Below are 17,277 nucleotides of genomic sequence, written 5' to 3'. Positions count from 1 at the left end.
CCCCCCCCCCCCCCCCCCCCCCCCCACCCCCCCCCCCCGCCCCCCGGCATACCCCCCGGGGCCCTCCGCGGGCCCCCCACCGCCGGGTCCCGCCGCCGACGAAGACCGCCCGTCGCGCCCCGAGCGGGCTGCCCCGAGGACCACGGCGAGGCGGCTCATCTCCTCACCCCGGCCCACGGGTTCCCGACGGGCCGGGCCGGTGCGGGCGTGCGGATCCGTCATCCGCCTCCCGCTCCGGCCCGCTCGGCGGCGCGCCGGGGACGACGATAGGAAGCGGCCGGGTTCCGCTTGCAGCCGTCCGTTTGGGGGGCTTGCGGGGAGGGGTCACCCGGCGTCGAGACTGTCCTCGCGGACCCGGCGGGCCAGGTCGATCTTCGTGTACGCGGGGCGGCCGGCCTGCTGGTACTTGGCCTTGACCCGGTCGAGGTAGTCCTTCGCCGTGTGCACGGTGATCCCGGCGCGCCGGGCGGCGGACTTGAGGGTCAGGCCGGACGCGTAGTCGAGCAGGATCTCCCGTTCGCGCGGCGAGAGCCTCGGCCGGGAGGGGCTGTCGTCATGGGCGCAGGCGAAGGCGAGTTCGGGGGAGTGGGCACCGTGTCCGGCCACCACGTCCTTGATGGCGGCGACGAGGGTCGGCAGGTCGTTGTCCTTGGTCAGATAGCCGTCGGCGCCGGCCCGCAGGGACTCGATGACCCGGGTGCGGTCGGGGACGGTGCTGATCATCAGGACCCGGCTGCCGGCGGCGAGCAGCCGCCGGATGTTGTCGGCCGGGGCCGAGTCGTCGCGCAGTATCAGGTCGAGCAGCACGATGTCCGGCGGCGCGAGGCCCGGCGGAGCGGTGTCCGGTGGTGCCGTGTCCAGCGGCGCCGGCCCGGGCGGCGCGAGGCCGGGCGGCGCGAGGCCCGGTGGTGCGACGTCTCGTGCCACGAGGTCGGGCGCCACGAGGTCGGGCGGCGCGAGGCCCGGCGCCGCGGTGTCTCGTGCCCCGGGGTCCGGCGGCGCCAGGCCAGCCGGCGGCGCCGGAGCGCCGGCCGGAGTCATGGTGGCCAGCAGTTCCCCGACCGTTGCCGCGGTGGCGACCAGCCGCAGCTCCGGTACGCGGCCCAGCCAGGACCGCATGCCGTCGAGCAGCATCCGGTCGTCGTCGACCACGGCGACGGTGATCACGCCGGCCATCGCAGCTCCACCCGTACGCCTTCGCCGGGCGCGGTGTCGACGACGGCCCGGCCGCCCACCTCGGCCATCCGGGCGTGCACGGATCCGCGCAGCCCGAAGCCGGGCACGTGGTGCTCGGGGTCGAAGCCCTGTCCCCGGTCGACGACCGTCACCACGGCGCCCGCGCCGTCGGCCTCGCCGGCCGCGGTGAGATAGGCGTGGCCGGTGCCCGCGTGACGGCGCACGTTGTTGAGGGCCTCGCGGGCGGCGTCGGCGAACGCGGCGGCGACCGCGGGCGGCACCTCGGGCAGGTCGTGGTACTGGGCGGTGACCCGCAGCCGGAGGCTCTCCACGGAGCTGACGGCCTCCTCCAGGGCGGCGCCCATCGCGGGGTGGTGGACCTCCTCGGCGGTCTGCTGGACGAGCCGGCGCAGGTACGCGGCCTCGCGGGCGCAACGCTCCCGTACCTCGGGCGCGTTGGCGTCGATTCCGCCGGCCGCGAGCGTGGTCAGGGTGGCGAGCACGGTGTCGTGCAGCGCCCGGTGGTGGTCGAGCCGTTCGGCGTAACGGGCCTTCTGGGTCTCGGCGGCGAGCGCGCGGGCGTTCGCCTCGTCGAGCAGCCGGCCCTGGCGGCGCAGGTACCACCACATGACCCAGGCCATCACGGCGGAGGACAGAAGGGAGTTGAGGTGTCCGCCGAGCACGGCCCGGCTCGCGCCCACCAGGTGGTAGCCGACGAGATGGGTGGCGACGAGCAGCGCGACGGCGACGAGGGCCTGGAGCCGGGGGAGGGCGATGGCCGCGGCGGCGCTCGCCGAACCGCCGAGCAGCATGGCCCAGCCGATCGCCGGTGTCTCCCGCAGCCCGCCCCACGCGTACAGGGCGAAGGGCAGCAGGCAGCCGGTGACGAGGACGTCGGCCCGTACGTGCCGGGCGTCGAACCAGCCGCGCCGCAGGGCGGTTCCGTACACGAGCAGGCTCAGGCCGAGCGCGGCGGCCATTCCCAGGTACGGCAACGGCTGGCCGGAGCGGCGCTGGGCGACCGCGAGGACGCCGACGGTGAGATGGCTCGCGCGGTACAGGAGGGTGGTGAGGATCATGAAGGACCGGGCGCGCTGGAGCGCGGATCCCACGCCCTGCGACTGCCGCCGTGCATGCCACCACCCCATGGACCGCGACCACGCCACGGATCGCGCCCACGCCGCGGATAAGGACCCCACCGGCAAGACCGTGCCTCCCGTACCACCATGCCCCGACCGTCCCCGTCGTCCCGCATTCTGCCCGAGTGCGCACCGGCCGGCAGGGCCGCTACCAGCCGATTTGCGGACGATGTGAAGACGGTGTGCGGCTGCTGTGCCCGGATGTCGTACTCAGGGGTAACAGCCCTGTGCCGAGGGCTTGTTGAGGGCGGTACGGTCATGCTTCCCTCGGGGGAGCCTGCTCGCTTACCGCCGGTAAGCCCTGTCCGGAGCCGGAAGAAGGAACCCCCATGCCCTCTCCCCGTACGCCCCGTCCCGAACCCCTCCCGGTGTCCCCGCGCGGCCGGCGCCGGCGGATCGGCGGCTCCCTCGCCGCCGCGCTCGCGCTGCTCGCCGCCGTCGCCGGCTCCGGCGTCACCGCCGCGCCGGCCGCCGCGGCCCCGGCCACCGCCGACGCGGGGCCTACCGCCGCCGGACTGCGCGAGGTGATGTTCGTCGGCAACAACTGGGACGGCACCGCCGACGTGATCGAGGCCCGCGGGGAGTTCCGCCGCGTCGGGCGCGTCAACGTCATCCCCGACCGCGAGGAGCGGATGCGGGAGATCTACCTCGACCCGGTCAGGCTGGCCTTCTTCCTGGGGGTGCGCAACGGGCCGGGCGAGGGCCACGACCAGTTCGTCGACGACATGTACGCCACGCCCGACGGCTCCGCGATGGTCGTCTCCCGGCCCAGCTTCGCCGACGTGGTCTCCGTCGACGTGCGCACCGGCCGGATCAACTGGCGCTTTCCCGTGGCCGGTTACCGCTCCGACCACATGGCCGTCTCGCCCGACGGCACCCGCGTCGCCGTCTCGGCGTCCACCGCCAACACGGTGCACGTGCTCGACGTCGTCACCGGCCGCCAGCTCGGCTCCTTCAAGACCGGCGACAAGCCGCACGAGAACGTCTTCACCTCCGACGGACTGCTCTGGAACATGTCCATCGGCGAGGTCACCACCGCTCTCGACGCCCCCTGGCTCGACTGGACCAAGGGCGACCGGAAGATCACCGTCGTCGACGCGACCACCTTCAGGACGGTACGCGTCATCGACATGCGCGAACGGCTCGACGCCTTCGGCCGCGGCGACCTCTCCGACGCCGTGCGCCCCCTCGTCTTCACGCCCGACGAGAAGAAGATCTACTTCCAGGTCTCCTTCTTCAACGGCTTCCTCGAGTACGACGTGGCCACCGACCGGATCACGCGCCTGAAGGCACTGCCCGGCAACCCGGCGACCGACCCCGACCGCACCACCTGGGTCAACGACTCCCGCCACCACGGCCTCTCGATGAGCCCCGACGGCACCAGGCTGTGCGTCGCCGGCACGATGGACGACTACGCGACCGTCGTCGACCGCGCGACCCTCGCCCCTGGCCCGCTGGTCGAGACGGCCAAGCCGTACTGGGCCACCGTCAGCGGCGACGGCCGCTCCTGCGTCGTCTCCGAGAGCGGCGCCGACCGGGTGAGCGCGATCGACTTCGCCACCGGCGAGCGGGTCGCCTCCGTAGAGGTCGGCGACCACCCGCAGCGCGTACGGCTCGCCCACGTGCCCGCCGACTGGACCGGCCCCACCACCGGCTGACACCGAGCCGACGCGCCGTCACGGCGGAAAGGGGCCTGCCGGACACTCCCGGCAGGCCCCTTCGGCACGTCGGCCCTGCGAGGCTTCCGCGGATCAGGACCTGGTGACCTTCACCTCGTAGAGCGAATAGCCCCAGCCGGTCGCCCGCCGCTCGCCGTGGACCCGCACGTACCGGGCCGGCTGCGAGGCGAACTCCGCCGTGTCGTAGCCGCCGTCACCGGAGTCCGTGGACCACACCGAACGCCAGGTGCTGCCGTCGTCCGACAGCTCGATCCGGTACGCCCGCGCGTAGGCCGCCTCCCAGTCGAGGGTGACCCGGCCGACCCGGCGGGACGAACCGAGGTCCACCTGCCACCACTGGTCGTCGGACCACTCACTGGCCCAGCGGGTGCCGGTGTTCCCGTCGGTGGCGAGTCCCGGCGAGTAGTCCACGAACGGGTTCCACCACTGGGTGGTGCTCGCGGCGGTCGGCGCCCCGGACGCGAGGTTCACGCCGAGCTCGTGCCGCTCGGTGGCCTTCCAGGTCGTCAGATACGACTCGGCGCCGCGCGAAAGCTCCTCCACGACGGCCGGACCGCCCGGCGTGAGGCGGATCTGCTCGATCCAGTCCGGGACCAGACCGTTGTGCGCGGCACCGTCCTTGTTGAGGTCCCAGGTGCGTTCGCCCGTCACCTGCCGGTCGAGCACCGAGCCGCCGTCGAAGCTCTTGAACGGGTACTTCACCGCGTTCGGGGCGGTCTCGCCGACCGGCCCCGGCCAGCCGCCGACGCCGTTCATGTCGGTGCCGTAGCCGAGGCCGACGCCGTACTTCTTCCGCAGGTCCGCCTTCTGCGCGGCCTCGCCGACGAAGCCCTCGGCGCCGTGCATGTACGGGGCGACGAAGCCGCCGAGGCGGTAGAGCCGCTCGGTCCAGTCCAGGTCCATCCAGCTGTGGGTGGACAGGACGCCCGGGTACTCCTCGGACTCCAGGATGTCGAGCGCCCGGCCCGCCGCCTTGACGCTCATGTGGTCCAGCTCCAGCATCATCCCGCGCTGCATCATGCCCTTCACGGCGTACTCGCCGAGCCGGGTGAGTCCGCGCCTGTTGCACCGGGCGTCGGAGGCGTACGAGGGGACGGTCACGCCGGCCGGCAGCTTCTCGGCCATCGCGGCCGGGGCGGCGGCCAGGCCGATCGGGTTGTCGGTCTGCGGGCCCGCGCACTTCTCCGTCGCCCAGAACGTTCCGGTGGACAGGAACTGGCCGATGTTGACCGCGACACCGGTGGTGCCGCTGTCGAAGCGGACGCCGCACAGCGCGTTGTCGAACTTGTGGCACAGGAACATGCTGCGCACACCGAGGCCGTACAGCTCGTCGAGCCCCTTGTCGATGTCCGCCTGGTCGCACTGGGCGACGTCGAGGATCATCTTGCAGCCGAACGGCTCCGAGGTCTCCACGCCGAGGACGACCGCGAGCTTGCCCTGCTCGATCACCGAGCGGGCCTGCGCCGAGTCCGTGACGACGCGGAACCAGCCCTTGCCCGGGCCGCCGTACATCCGGTCCACGTAGTCCTGGAGCTCGTAGGTCCTGCGCGCCTCGAGACGGATGGCGTCCATCTCGTCGCAGCCGCGGTCCCGCGGCAGGAGCGAGCAGATGAGGCCGTTGGTGACCAGGTCGTTGACCAGGACCCGCTGGCCGCCGCGCCAGGCCCGCTCGACCCACGCGTAGTAGTTCTGCTGGTGGCTCAGCGAGTCGTGGGCCGGCCAGTGCTTGAAGGTGGGCCAGCCGACGGGGTCGTGCTTGCCGTTGTCACCGCCGGTGAGATGCTCGAAGAGCGCGCCCGAACCGTCGGGGTAGTGCTCGGGACAGTCCTTGAGCGCGTCGGCGATCCCCGCGGCGGAGAAGGTCTGGCCGCAGATCATGCGGCCGCCGAAGCCCTCGTTGGACATGAGGTGGTTGTGGGCGTCGACGAAGCCGCGCACCTTGCCGGAGGCGTCCGTTCCCGTGAACGGCGCGCCCGTGACGTTGATCTGGGAGTCGGGGGCCGGACGGGCGGCCGGCTCCCACCAGGAGCCGCCCGTGTCGGCGGCGGGGACCGGACCGGCGCCGAAGACGACGGTGGCCAGGGCGATGAAGAGGGACACGAGCGCGAACCGGCCGCCCGCCCCGCGTGTTGATGGTCGATTCATGGTCAGCGATGCCTTCGGTCATGGGGGATACCGGGCTACGAGCCGTCCAGGGGTGTTTCTTGCGGTAACAGCGGCTCCGGGCCGAGGATCGCGAGGATCGTGGAGTGAGTCAAGGGTCCGGGTCAGATGACCTGTTGACGATCGCTCAGCCCTCGACGAGCGCCACCAGGTGGTCGGCCGTCGCGTCGAGCAGCGCCTCGGCGGCGCGGTCGTCCCCGAGCACGAGGTACTGGAGGGTGAGCCCGTCGATCGTCGCCGCGAGCACCCGCGCGACCAGGTCCACCGGCACCTTGGGCGTGATGCCGCGCACCGCGCACACCTGCTCGACGAGGACCACGGCGGACGCCACGTACTGCTCGTACTGGGCCCGTGCGAGCCGTTCGAAGCCCTCCTCGCGCAGCGCGTACTGGGTCAGCTCGTAGGTGAGCATGTGCTCGGCCGGGTGCTCCGTCACATGGTCCCAGTACGTCCCGAGCGCGTCCCGCACCGTCTCGCGCAGCGTCGCGCGCGGCTCGACCGCCGACATCACGCGGGCCACGTAGGTCCCGGTGATGGAGCCGATCGCCGCCTCCAGGAGCTCCTGCTTGGAGTCGAAGCAGTAGTGGAAGACGCTGAGCGAGACCTCCGCCTCGGCGCAGATCGCCCGGGTCGTCGCCCGCGCGACCCCGTCCCTGGCCATGACCCGGACCGCCGCCTCGACCAACTGCCGGCGCCGCTCCGCCGACGGCATCCGTGCCATGCTGCCTCCTCGCGTCGGGCGCCAGGGTAACCGCCCGCACGCTCACACCACCGGGTACGCCCCCTGAAACGCGAGCCGCGCGTCCGCCCCGGCCCCGATCTCCCCGAGCACGTCGTCGACCTCCAGGAACACCTCCCACTGCTCCCTTCCACCGGTCGCGAGCCGGGCCACGACCGGGTCCTCGAGCTCGCGTACGCGCCGGTTCTTCCACACCTTGTCGGCGAGACTCACCAGCAGGTCCTCGATCCGGATCTCCGGCCCGCCCCACGCCGCGTGGGTCGCGGCGAAGCGGGCGAGCCCGGGCGCCACGCCCTCGGCGAGCAGGAGGTCCCGGCCGGCGGGTTCGTGGGCGGAGCCAGGCCCGGACAGTTCGGCGCGGTGCCGGACCTTGCCGATGTCGTGCGTGGCGGCGCCGAAGAGCACCGCCTGCCGGTCCACCTCCAGATCGGGAAACCGCTGCGTGAGTTCGTCGACGAGGCGTACGGCGACGTCGTGCACGGCCCGCAGATGCGCCACCAGGCGCGGCGGCGCGGCCAGTCGGGCGAGGAGTTCGGCGACGGGGCCGGGCAGCGGGCGGAGCGGCGGGGCGTCGAGGTCGTCCAGGGCGAGGGAGAGGATCGCGGCGGCGGGCATCGGGTCAGGCTAGGGCCTGTCCGGCGGAAGGGTCCGTTCCGGGAGGGCTTTCCGAACTGACGGGTACGCAGACCTTGTCAGTGCAATTTCACATTACTATGTTACAGCTCGCGCGGTGAGCTCGACGACCGTCAACTCCCCTGCGAGCCGGGGGAGTTCGCCGCGCGCACCCATCCCCCACTTCCAGGAGCCCAGGTTGTCCCAGCACAGAGTCGTGCGCAGCTCCCTCCTCGCCACCGCCGTCGCGGTGACCCTCGTCGCCTCCGCCGGACAGTCCGTCCAGGCCGCCGAGCGACCCGCCCCGGCCCGCGCGCAGGCCCCCGCGGCCTTCCCCGCGCCCGCGCCCAACACCTTCGACGAGGTCGAGCACCTCGCCGACGCCCGCGTCGCGAAGCCCGCTCCGGCCCCCGCCCCCGGCGGCATCCAGGCCCGCGTCCCCGGCCCCGCAACGCCGAAGGCCAGGGCGGCCCGCACCCCCGCTCCGGCCCTCGCCGCCGGCGTCCCCTGCACCCTCGACGGCGTCACGGGCCTGTCACCCGAGCAGTTCGCCGACTTCCTCGCCGACCCCGCCGTGACCGCCGACGGCTGTCTGCGCAACCTCATCTGGACCTGGGACGCCCGTCTCGCCCCGGTGATGTCCGACGCCCACGTGCAGGCCGTCGCCCGCCGGATCTCCACCCTGGCCGCCGCCCACGACGGCCGGAACTCCACCCACCTGGAGGAGATGTTCACCTACCTCCACGCGGTGGCCTACCACGACTTCTCGCGCACCGAGATCGACATCACCGACGCCCCCACCGTCGACGCGGTCCGCCGCGCGATCGCCGACTTCGGCAACGCCGCCCGCACCTTCGACGCCACCGCCTCCAACGCCCGCACCCTGCGCGAGGCCCTCTACATCGGCAGCGCACCCGGCCTGCGCCAGCACCAGCTCGGCCTCATCGTCAAGGTCCTCGCCACCATGGACGGCGCGCACACCGCGACCCACCAGGACCCCACCTGGGGCGGCGCCGCCCTCGCCGCGCTGTCCGTCAACTACCTCGGCGTCTACCCCGGCAACCAGGACACCGCGTTCCACGCCGCCGCAAAGGCCGACCCCGCCTACCGGGCCGCCTTCAAGGCCTTCGCGGGACACACCCACCTGAAGGGCACGGCCAACGCCTGGGTGGTTCGCGACGGGCTCTCCGAGTTCGGCCGCTTCGGCCAGATATCCGGCCTCAAGGACGCGGTCACCGCCGACCTCGGCGGCCTCCTCGCCCCCGTCGAGTCCCGTTTCGGCGCCGGCAGCGCGCCGTGGGCGAGCCTGGTCAACTGGCTCAACTTCTACGAGGCCTGCGCGCCCTACAACGTCTGCAAGGCCGACATCGAGAAGCGCATCTTCCCGTACACGTACACCTACGACAACGGGGCCATCAAGGTCCGCACCGCCCTCGACCGCGCCACCGTCGACCAGCTGTACTACGCCAGCAAGCAGGTCAAGGCCCAGTACCACCGCGTGCTCGGCACCGAGCAGCCGCTCGCCGGCGACCCCAACACCACCCTGAACATCGTCCTCTACGCCTCACGCGCAGACTACGAGAACTACCACCCGATCCTCACCGGGTACTCCACCAACAACGGCGGCATCTACATCGAGAACGGCGCCACCTTCTACACCTACCAGCGCCGCGTCCCGCAGGACTCCACGCTCACCCTCGAAGAGCTCTTCCGCCACGAGTACACGCACTACCTCAACGGCCGCTTCGCGGTCCCCGGCTTCTTCGGTGAAGGCCCCTGGTACGAGGGCGACCGGACCACGGCCATGGACGAGGGAACCGCCGAGTTCTTCGACGGAGCCACCCGCGACAACGGCATCGCCGTCCGCAAGTCCCTGGTCCGCGGCATCATCAACGACACGGCCAACGGCGGCCCCCGCATGAGCGTGCGCCAGATCCTGCACGCCACCTACGACGGCGACGGCTTCCGCTTCTACAACTACGCGGGCACCTTCTTCGAGTTCCTGTGGACCGAGCGGCCGTCCCAGCTCCGCGAGATGTACGCGCGGCTGCGCGCCGACGACGTCGCGGGCTACGACGCCTGGCGCGAACGCCTCAGCGCCGACGCCGGCCTCCAGGCGGCCTACGACCGCTTCCTCGACGCCCAGATCGCCAAGGTCAACGAGCTGTTCGTGCCGAACACCACGTTCACGCCCAACGAGCAGCTCACGTACTCCACCGTGGCGGGCGTCAGGACCGCCTTCGCCGGCGCCACCTACAGCAACCCGGACTGCGTCGAGAACGGCGACCCGGGCAAGCGGCGCTTCGTCTGCACCGGCCGGATCACCGCCAACCTGAGCAACGCGAACAGCGAGGACCAGGTCTTCAAGGACATGTCCGAGACGGTCGACTACTTCATCCTCGACCGCGCCGCGGAAGCCCGCCTGAACAACCTCAACGACATGAACTGCTCCTTCGGCCCCGTGGAGATCTGGTCCACGAGGACGGCGGGCACGTCGAGCTACCGCTGCGAGGGCCCGCTCCGCACCTGATCACCACCTGATCACCACCTGATCCACCGTCAACCCGGTGCCCGGGGGCCGGAACCCCTGGGCACCGCCTGAAGAATGTGACATATTACTGTCGTGCCCAAGAGACACTCCCTGGACGCCGTGATCATCGGTGCCGGCGTCGTCGGAGCCGCCTGCGCGTACTACGCGGCCCGCTCCGGCCTCACCGTCGCCGTCGTCGACCGCGGTCCCGTCGCGGGCGGCACCACAGGTGCCGGGGAAGGCAATCTGCTCGTCTCCGACAAGGGGGCGGGCCCCGAGCTCGACCTCGCGCTGCTGTCCACGAGACTCTGGCGCGAGCTGTCCGACGCACTCCCGGCGGACATCGAGTACGAGCCGAAGGGCGGGCTCGTCGTGGCGCACGACGAGCCCACCCTGAAGGCCCTCCGCGTGTTCGCCGAGTCGCAACGGACCGCGGGCGTCCGCGCCGACGAGATCGCCGCCGAGGACCTGACCACACTCGAACCCCACCTGTCACCGGACCAGGCGGGCGGCTTCCGCTACCCGCAGGACGCCCAGGTCCAGCCGGCCAAGGCCGCCGCCCGGCTCCTGGAGGCGGCCGGGGTGTCCGTCCACCTGGGAGAAGAGGTCACGGAGATCCTGCGCACACCGGCCGGCGGCGTCGCGGGCGTCCGCACGACCCGCCGCGAACTCCTCACCCCGGCCGTGGTGAACGCCGCCGGAACCTGGGGCGGCGAAGTGGCCCGCCTCGCGGGCACGCACCTCCCCGTGCTGCCGCGCCGCGGCTTCGTCCTGGTCACCGAACCGCTGCCCCGCATGGTCCGCCACAAGGTGTACGCGGCGGACTACGTCGCGGACGTCGCCAGCGGCTCCGCGTCGCTTCAGTCCTCCGCGGTGGTCGAGGGCACACCGTCCGGCCCGGTCCTCATCGGCGCCACCCGCGAGCGCGTCGGCTTCGACCGCTCGCTCTCCCTGGAGGCCCTGCGCCGCCTCGCGACCCAGGCCGCCGCGCTCTTCCCCTTCCTCGCCGACGTCGAGGTGATCCGCGCGTACCACGGCTTCCGCCCGTACCTCCCGGACCACCTCCCGGCGATCGGCGCCGACCCGAGGGTCCCGGGGCTGCACCACGCCTGCGGCCACGAGGGAGCGGGCATCGGTCTGGCCCCGGCGACCGGAGCGCTGGTCGCGGCAGCCCTCACCGGCTCGCAACCGCCCCTGGACCCGAGTCCCTTCTCGCCGTCCCGGGACTTCGCCCACCACGAGGGAGAAGCCGGATGACGGACGGAAGCGACGCCCGCCGCAACGGCCCCGACGCACCCACCGACCACCCAGGAGCCACGCCTTGACGACCCCGCGCGACCTCGTGGGCGGCGCGCCGCGCACCACCTTCACCCTGACCTTCGACGACCGCGAACTCCCGGCCCAGGAAGGCCAGTCCGTCGCCGCGGTGCTGTGGTCGGCCGGCATCCTCGCCTGGCGCACCACCCGGAACGGCGCCGCGCCGCGCGGAGTCTTCTGCGGCATCGGCCAGTGCTACGACTGCCTGGTCACCGTCAACGGCCTCCCGAACCAGCGCGCGTGCATGGTGCAGGCCCGCCCCGGCGACACCGTCACCACCCAGGAAGGAACGGGCCGTGCCGCACTCGACCGCTGACCTCGCCGTCGTCGGGGCGGGCCCGGCCGGCCTCGCCGCCGCCGTCACGGCCGCGGACCTCGGCCTCACGGTGACCCTGCTCGACGCGGGCGCCCGCCCCGGCGGCCAGTACTACCGCCACCCGGCGCCCGGCCTCGGCGCGGCGCGCCCGCAGGCCCTGCACCACGACTGGCAGCCCTTCGCGGCACTCACGCGGCGCCTGGAGACGCACCGGCGGCAGGGCCGGGTCGCCTACCTGCCGAACCACCACGTCTGGACGGTCACGCCGACCGGCGGCGCCGGCCCCTGGTCCGTCCACGCCCGCACCGACGGCGCCGCCGAGCCACCCGCACCCGTCACCGCCCGCGCGGTCCTCCTCGCCACCGGCTCGTACGAGCGCCAACTCCCCTTCCCCGGCTGGACACTGCCCGGGGTGATCGGCGCGGGCGGCGCGCAGGCCATGCTCAAGGGCGGTCTGGTGCTGCCCGGCCGGCGGATCGTCGTCGCCGGCAGCGGCCCGCTGCTGCTCGCCGTCGCCGCCTCCCTGTCGGCCGCCGGAGCGCGGGTCCCGGCCGTCGCCGAGGCGTCCGGGTACGGCGGCTACGCCGCCCACGCGGCCACCATCCTGCGCAACCCGGCCAAACTCGTCGAGGGCGCCCGCTACGGCTCCGCGCTCGTCCGCCACCACACCCGGCTGCTGACCCGGCACGCCGTGGTCGAGGCGCACGGCACGGACCGGGTGGAGGCCGTCACGATCGCCCGCCTGGACCGCGACTGGCGCCCGGTCCCCGGCACCGCCCGCCGCATCCCGTGCGACGCGGTGGCGGTCGGTCACGGCCTGGTCCCCGAGCTGTCCCTGGCGACGGCGCTGGGCTGCGCGACCCGGACGGCGGCGGACGGCACGGTCGCCCTCGCCCTCACCGACGACCTGCGCACCTCGGTGCCGGGCGTCTGGTCGGCGGGCGAGACCGGCGGCATCGGCGGCGCCCAACTGGCCCTGGTGGAGGGCGCTCTGGCCGCCCATTCGATCGCACGGGTCGCACACGCCACGGACACCGCCTACTCCACAGACGCCGCCTACACCACAGACACCGTGCACGCCGCAGACACCGTGCACGTCACCGACGCCGCAGACGCCGCACGTGTCGTTCGGCCTGTTGCCGCCGCGCCCGCAGCCCCCGCAGCCCTGCGCCGCGCCCGCGCCCGCCTCCGCGCCTTCGCCGACGCGATGGCCTCGGCGCACCGTCCCGGCGCGGGCTGGACCGACTGGCTCGCCGACGCCGCCGACGTGTGCCGCTGCGAGGAGGTCACGGCGGGCGAGGTCCGGGAGGCGGTCACGGAACTGGGCGCGCGTGACGCCCGGACGGTGAAGCTGCTGACCCGCGCGGGGATGGGCTGGTGTCAGGGCCGGATGTGCGGCCCGGCCGTCGCGGCACTGTGCGGCGCGGTCACGGCCGAGGGCGCTGCCATGCCCCCGGCGCCCGACCGACGCCCCCTCGCCTGCCCGGTCCCGCTGCGCCAACTGGCCTCGCTGCCCGACGACCTGAACTGATTTCCTCCGCCACGGTCTTGTGACCGACGTACACCACTCAATAAAATGTCACACACTACTAAGGAGATTTGCCGATGAGCGAGAGCGTGACCGCCTCCCACTGGAGCCCCACCCGCCCCTGGCGCGGCATCATGGTCGCCACCGCCCTCCCGCTGCGCGACGACCTCTCGGTCGACCACGACGCCTACGCGGAACACGTCCGCTGGCTGATCGAGAACGGCTGCGACGGCGTCGTACCCAACGGATCCCTGGGGGAGTACCAGACCCTCACCGACGAGGAGCGGGCCCAGGTGGTCCGTACGGCGGTCGAGGCCGCCGGTGACGGCGCGCGGGTCATGCCCGGCGTCGCCGCCTACGGCAGCGCGGAGTCCCGGCGCTGGGCCGAGCAGGCCGCCGAGGCCGGCGCGGGCTCGGTGCTGCTGCTGCCGCCCAACGCGTTCCGCGCGGACGAGCCCGCGGTCCTCGCCCACTACGCGGAGGTCGCGAAGGCCGGCCTCCCGATCGTCGCGTACAACAACCCGATCGACACCAAGGTCGACCTGACGCCCGCCCTCCTCGCCCGGCTCCACGCGGCCGGAGACATCGTGGCGGTCAAGGAGTTCAGCGGCGACGTCCGCCGCGCCTACGAGATCGCCGAACTGGCCCCGGACCTCGACCTGCTGATCGGCGCGGACGACGTGCTGCTCGAACTGGCCCTGGCGGGCGCGGTCGGCTGGATCGCCGGCTACCCCAACGCGCTTCCGGTCTCCTGCGCCGAGCTCTACCACGCCGCCGTCGCGGGCGACCTGGCCACCGCGCTGCCCCTCTACAAGTCGCTGCACCCGCTGCTCCGCTGGGACTCCAAGACGGAGTTCGTGCAGGCCATCAAGGCCTCCATGGACCTCGCCGGCCGGCCCGGCGGCCCCACCCGGCCGCCGCGCCTCCCGCTCACCGGAACCACGGCCGCCGCCGTGCGCGCCGCCACCGAGAAGGCCCTGGCCGACGGCCACCACTGAGAGGTCAGGACGAACCCATGCGCACCCGTCACGTCTACCACGCCGTCGACTCGCACACCGAGGGCATGCCCACCCGGGTGATCACCGGCGGCGTCGGGGTGATCCCCGGCGCCACCATGGCCGAGAAGCGGCTGCACTTCATCGAGCACCTGGACCACCTGCGCACCCTCCTCATGTACGAGCCGCGCGGACACGCCGCCATGAGCGGCGCGATCCTCCAGCCGCCCACCCGCCCCGACGCCGACTACGGCGTCCTGTTCATCGAGGTGTCGGGCCTGCTGCCGATGTGCGGCCACGGCACCATCGGTGTCGCCACCGTCCTCGTCGAGACCGGCATGGTGCCGGTGACCGAGCCCGTCACCACCGTCCGGCTCGACACGCCGGCCGGGCTCGTCAGCGTCGACGTACGCGTGGCGGACGGCGCGGCCACCGCCGTCACCCTCACCAACGTGCCCGCCTTCTCCGTCGGTCTCGACCTGAAGACCGAGGTGCCCGGCCACGGCACGGTCACCTACGACCTGGCCTACGGCGGCAACTTCTACGCCTTCGTGGAGCTGGACTCCCTCGGGCTGCCCTTCGACCGGGACCGCAAGGAGGACCTGATCGCCGCGGGCCTGGCCGTCATGGACGCCATCAACAAGGGCCCCGACCGGCCGGTCCACCCGGAGGACCCCGCCCAGGGCGGAGTGAAGCACGTCTACCTCGCCGCCCCGGGCTCCGACGCCCGCCGCTCGCGGCACGCCATGGCCATCCACCCCGGCTGGTTCGACCGCTCCCCGTGCGGCACGGGCACCAGCGCCCGCATGGCCCAGCTGCACGCCCGCGGACTGCTGCCGCTCGACACGGACTTCGTCAACGAGTCCTTCATCGGTACGGAGTTCACCGGACGTCTCGTCGCCGAGACCACGGTCGGGGGCCGGCCCGCCGTCGTGCCGACGGTGACCGGCCGGGCCTGGATCACCGGCACCGCGCAGTACTTCCTCGACCCGACGGACCCGTTCCCCGGAGGGTTCCTCCTGTGAGCCCGACCGATCTCCGCCCCACCGAGATCCGCACCATCGACTACCACACGGCGGGCGAGCCCTTCCGGATCGTCTCGGAGGGCCTGCCCCCGCTACCCGGCGACACGGTCGCGGAACGCCGGGCCACGCTCCTCGGCCCGGGAGGACCCGGCACCGCCCCGCGCCCCGGCGCACTGGACGAGCTGCGGCGACTGCTCGTGCGGGAACCCCGCGGCCACGCCGGCATGTACGGCGGATTCGTCGTACCGCCGGACGACGACGGCGCCCACCTGGGCGTGCTGTTCTGGCACAAGGACGGCTACTCGACGGCCTGCGGCCACGGCACCATGGCCCTCGGCGTCTGGGCCGTCGACACCGGCCTGGTCACCGCCCCCGCCGGCCGGGACGACGTGCAGGTCCGCATCGACGTCCCCTCCGGGCGGGTCACCGCCACCGTGCACCGCGCCGCGGGCCGCACCACCGGCGTCACCTTCCGCAACGTCCCGGCCCGGGTGTCGGCCCGCAAGGTGCCGGTGACCACGAGCCTCGGAACGGTCGAGGTTGACCTGGCGCACGCCGGCGCCTGTTACGCCTCGCTGCCCGCCCAGGCCCTCGGCCTCACCGTCGACCGCGCCGCGCTGCCCGCGCTCACCCGGGCCGGCCGGGAGATCCGCGACGCCCTCGCCGGCCACCCCGCCACCCGGCACCCGGGGGACCCGCTGCTCTCCGGGGTGTACGGCGTGATCCTCCACGAGGAACTGCCCGACACCCCGCGCGGCCCGCACCAGCGCAACGTCACCGTCTTCGCCGACGGCCAGATCGACCGCTCGCCCTGCGGCTCGGGCACCTCCGCCCGGCTGGCCCTCCTCGCCGACGAGGGCCGCCTGGGCGCGGGCGACGTGCTCACCCACGAGTCCGTCGCCGGCACGGTGTTCACCGGGCGGACGGTCCCCGCGGCCACGACGGAGGGCGGCCTCGTCACCGAGGTGACCGGCACGGCCCACCGCACGGGCGAGCACCGCTTCCTGCTCGACCCGGACGACGCCCTCGGCACCGGGTTCGCCCTGTGAACCCGGACGTGGTCCGGCGCGGCGCCCCGCCCGGCACCCCGCTGGACGCTCCGCTCGACGCCCCGGCCGTCACCCGGCTGCTCTCCCCGGCCGGGGCCGTCGACGCGCTGGCCGACGTCCTCCGGGAAGGACTCGACCCCGAGGAGTGCCCGCCGCGCACCACCGTGCCCGTGCCGGCCGGCGAACTGCTGCTGATGCCCGCCGCGTCGGCTTCCTGGGCGGGGGTGAAGATCGCCGGAGTGGCGCCCGGCAACCCGGCCCAGGGCCTGCCGCGCATCACCGGCACCTATCTGCTTCTGGACGGCCCGACGCTGCGGCCGATGGCCGTGATCGACGGAGCCGCGCTCACCTCCCTGCGCACCCCGGCGGTCTCCGCCCTGGCGATCCGTCACCTCACCGCCCCCGACCGCCCGTGCCGGATCGTGCTGTTCGGCTCGGGCCCGCAGGCGTACGGACACCTGGAGGCGGTGCTCGCCGTGCGGGAGGTGGCGGAGGCGGTGGTCGTCGCGCGGAACCGGGAGCGCGCCGACCGGCTGGCCGCGCACGCCCGTGACCTGGGCGTGCCGAAGGCCCGTACGGGCGCGGCCGAGGACGTGGCCGACGCGGACCTGGTGCTGTGCTGCACCACCGCCCGTACGCCCCTGTTCGACGGGCGGCTCGTCGCGCCCGGGGCGACGGTGGTCGCCGTCGGCTCGCACGAACCGGACGCCCGGGAGACCGACTCGACCCTGGTGCGGCGGTCGGCCGTCTACGTCGAGTCGCGCGCCGCCGCGGCACGCGAGGCCGGCGACCTGCTGATCCCGGAGGCGGAGGGAGCCGTCGGACCCGGGCACATCGCGGGAAACCTGGCCGAACTGGTCACCGGCCGGGCGGCCCCGCCCGATCCGGAGGCGCCGCGGCTCTTCAAGAGCGTGGGCATGGCCTGGGAGGATCTTGCCGTCGCCGTCGCCCTGTACCGCGCGGCGTCCGGCAGCGAAACGTGACATTGTACGCTGTCCTCCTGCGAGTT

At 73.5% G+C, this 17,277-nt stretch carries 14 protein-coding genes; 9 read left to right on the top strand and 5 right to left on the bottom strand.

The annotated features are described in order from the left end of the window. Positions 1-324 precede the first annotated feature (324 nt). Entirely contained in the window at positions 325-1,176 is an 852-nt protein-coding gene (locus tag ACFVGS_RS01180; RefSeq protein WP_385689141.1) for a DNA-binding response regulator, read from the bottom strand. After that, positions 1,164-2,324, bottom strand: coding sequence for a sensor histidine kinase (locus tag ACFVGS_RS01175; protein ID WP_384409438.1), 1,161 nt, complete (start codon positions 2,322-2,324; stop codon positions 1,164-1,166). The genes ACFVGS_RS01180 and ACFVGS_RS01175 overlap by 13 nt, the downstream gene beginning before the upstream one ends. Before the next feature lie 320 nt (positions 2,325-2,644). On the opposite strand from ACFVGS_RS01175, the gene ACFVGS_RS01170 reads away from it, so the two are divergent. After that, positions 2,645-3,973 (top strand): YncE family protein, encoded by a 1,329-nt coding sequence (locus ACFVGS_RS01170; protein ID WP_385689138.1) that lies wholly within the window; start codon positions 2,645-2,647, stop codon positions 3,971-3,973. 93 nt (positions 3,974-4,066) lie between these two features. Here the strand turns inward: ACFVGS_RS01170 and ACFVGS_RS01165 are convergent, their stop codons facing one another. The 3 genes from ACFVGS_RS01165 to ACFVGS_RS01155 form a co-directional block, all read right to left on the bottom strand. Further along, a complete protein-coding gene (locus tag ACFVGS_RS01165) occupies positions 4,067-6,139 on the bottom strand; it encodes a discoidin domain-containing protein (protein ID WP_385689135.1) in 2,073 nt (690 codons plus the stop codon). Positions 6,140-6,284: 145 nt separating this feature from the next. Continuing rightward, positions 6,285-6,878 (bottom strand): TetR/AcrR family transcriptional regulator, encoded by a 594-nt coding sequence (locus tag ACFVGS_RS01160; protein ID WP_384409432.1) that lies wholly within the window; start codon positions 6,876-6,878, stop codon positions 6,285-6,287. A 42-nt stretch (positions 6,879-6,920) separates the two neighbouring features. Beyond that, complete coding sequence (locus ACFVGS_RS01155) at positions 6,921-7,511, bottom strand: HD domain-containing protein (protein WP_385689132.1); 591 nt, start codon at positions 7,509-7,511, stop codon at positions 6,921-6,923. Between the two features lie 196 nt (positions 7,512-7,707). Between ACFVGS_RS01155 and ACFVGS_RS01150 the strand changes: the two genes are divergently transcribed. The 8 genes from ACFVGS_RS01150 to ACFVGS_RS01115 all read left to right on the top strand — a co-directional run bounded on the left by ACFVGS_RS01150 (position 7,708) and on the right by ACFVGS_RS01115 (position 17,251). Continuing rightward, positions 7,708-10,038 (top strand): collagenase, encoded by a 2,331-nt coding sequence (locus tag ACFVGS_RS01150; protein ID WP_385689129.1) that lies wholly within the window; start codon positions 7,708-7,710, stop codon positions 10,036-10,038. 93 nt (positions 10,039-10,131) lie between these two features. Then, positions 10,132-11,295 carry an NAD(P)/FAD-dependent oxidoreductase gene (locus ACFVGS_RS01145; protein WP_385689126.1) on the top strand — a complete coding sequence of 388 codons (1,164 nt, stop codon included), beginning with the start codon at positions 10,132-10,134 and terminating at the stop codon, positions 11,293-11,295. Positions 11,296-11,359: 64 nt separating this feature from the next. Continuing rightward, the gene (locus ACFVGS_RS01140; protein ID WP_384409424.1) at positions 11,360-11,671 is read left to right on the top strand and encodes a (2Fe-2S)-binding protein; all 312 of its coding nucleotides are present in this window, start codon (positions 11,360-11,362) and stop codon (positions 11,669-11,671) included. Beyond that, the gene (locus tag ACFVGS_RS01135) at positions 11,652-13,202 is read left to right on the top strand and encodes an FAD-dependent oxidoreductase (protein ID WP_385689123.1); all 1,551 of its coding nucleotides are present in this window, start codon (positions 11,652-11,654) and stop codon (positions 13,200-13,202) included. Before ACFVGS_RS01140 ends, ACFVGS_RS01135 begins: the two co-directional genes overlap by 20 nt. A 74-nt stretch (positions 13,203-13,276) precedes the next feature. Continuing rightward, positions 13,277-14,197 carry a dihydrodipicolinate synthase family protein gene (locus ACFVGS_RS01130; RefSeq protein ID WP_384409420.1) on the top strand — a complete coding sequence of 307 codons (921 nt, stop codon included), beginning with the start codon at positions 13,277-13,279 and terminating at the stop codon, positions 14,195-14,197. Between the two features lie 17 nt (positions 14,198-14,214). Then, positions 14,215-15,219 (top strand): proline racemase family protein, encoded by a 1,005-nt coding sequence (locus ACFVGS_RS01125; RefSeq protein WP_385689121.1) that lies wholly within the window; start codon positions 14,215-14,217, stop codon positions 15,217-15,219. Then, complete coding sequence (locus ACFVGS_RS01120; RefSeq protein WP_385689118.1) at positions 15,216-16,268, top strand: proline racemase family protein; 1,053 nt, start codon at positions 15,216-15,218, stop codon at positions 16,266-16,268. Before ACFVGS_RS01125 ends, ACFVGS_RS01120 begins: the two co-directional genes overlap by 4 nt. Further along, on the top strand, positions 16,265-17,251 hold the full coding sequence (locus ACFVGS_RS01115) for an ornithine cyclodeaminase family protein (RefSeq protein ID WP_385689115.1): 987 nt from the start codon (positions 16,265-16,267) through the stop codon (positions 17,249-17,251). Before ACFVGS_RS01120 ends, ACFVGS_RS01115 begins: the two co-directional genes overlap by 4 nt. Positions 17,252-17,277 lie beyond the last annotated feature (26 nt).

Source organism: Streptomyces sp. NPDC127114 (assembly GCF_042677525.1).
In the GTDB taxonomy this organism is placed as follows: domain Bacteria; phylum Actinomycetota; class Actinomycetes; order Streptomycetales; family Streptomycetaceae; genus Streptomyces.
This window is presented reverse-complemented; position numbering and strand designations above follow the sequence as displayed.

Excerpts from the sequence above, each read along its gene's own strand:
- ACFVGS_RS01170 (WP_385689138.1), top strand. The coding sequence starts at position 2,645 with ATGCCCTCTCCCCGTACGCCCCGTCCCGAACCCCTCCCGGTGTCCCCG.
- ACFVGS_RS01130 (WP_384409420.1), top strand. The coding sequence starts at position 13,277 with ATGAGCGAGAGCGTGACCGCCTCCCACTGGAGCCCCACCCGCCCCTGG.
- ACFVGS_RS01125 (WP_385689121.1), top strand. The coding sequence starts at position 14,215 with ATGCGCACCCGTCACGTCTACCACGCCGTCGACTCGCACACCGAGGGC.
- ACFVGS_RS01155 (WP_385689132.1), bottom strand. The coding sequence starts at position 7,511 with ATGCCCGCCGCCGCGATCCTCTCCCTCGCCCTGGACGACCTCGACGCC.
- ACFVGS_RS01165 (WP_385689135.1), bottom strand. The coding sequence starts at position 6,139 with ATGAATCGACCATCAACACGCGGGGCGGGCGGCCGGTTCGCGCTCGTG.
- ACFVGS_RS01180 (WP_385689141.1), bottom strand. The coding sequence starts at position 1,176 with ATGGCCGGCGTGATCACCGTCGCCGTGGTCGACGACGACCGGATGCTG.
- ACFVGS_RS01175 (WP_384409438.1), bottom strand. The coding sequence starts at position 2,324 with ATGGGGTGGTGGCATGCACGGCGGCAGTCGCAGGGCGTGGGATCCGCG.
- ACFVGS_RS01160 (WP_384409432.1), bottom strand. The coding sequence starts at position 6,878 with ATGGCACGGATGCCGTCGGCGGAGCGGCGCCGGCAGTTGGTCGAGGCG.